The organism is Cupriavidus phytohabitans, assembly GCF_017815025.1.
Taxonomy (GTDB): Bacteria; Pseudomonadota; Gammaproteobacteria; order Burkholderiales; family Burkholderiaceae; genus Cupriavidus.
Genome location: NZ_JAGIQB010000245.1, coordinates 1 through 533 on the forward strand (window position 1 = coordinate 1; position 533 = coordinate 533).

The window sequence follows — 533 nt, forward strand, 5'->3', positions numbered from 1 at the left end:
TCGCGCCACAGGCGCCCGGCCGGGTATTCGTTGATGTAGCCGTTGCCGCCCAGGATCTGCACGGTCTCGCCCGCCATCCAGGTGGCCTTCTCGGCCGTGTACAGGATCACCGCGGCGCAGTCCTTGCGCACCTGGCGCACGTGGTCGCTGCCGAGCGCGTCCAGGTTCTTGCCGACCGTGTACAGGTAGCTGCGCGCCGCCTGCAGCGTGGTGTACATGTCCGCCACCTTGCCCTGGATCAGCTGGAACTCGCCGATGCTCTGGCCGAACTGCTTGCGGTCGTGGATATACGGCGTGACCACGTCCATGCACGCCTGCATGATGCCGACCGGGCCGCCCGACAGCACCGCGCGCTCGTAGTCGAGCCCGCTCATCAGCACCTTCGCGCCGCCGTTCTCGGCGCCCAGGATGTTCTCGGCCGGCACTTCCACGTCCTCGAACACCAGCTCGCCGGTGTGCGAGCCGCGCATGCCCAGCTTGTCCAGCTTCTGTGCCACCGAGAAGCCCTTCATGCCCTTCTCGACGATGAAGGC

The 533-nt window shown here is 67.2% G+C and carries 1 protein-coding gene; it reads right to left on the bottom strand.

The features are described from left to right. Positions 1 to 533: acyl-CoA dehydrogenase family protein (locus J8I34_RS34345; protein WP_256441920.1), on the bottom strand; the 533-nt coding region annotated here is incomplete at both ends.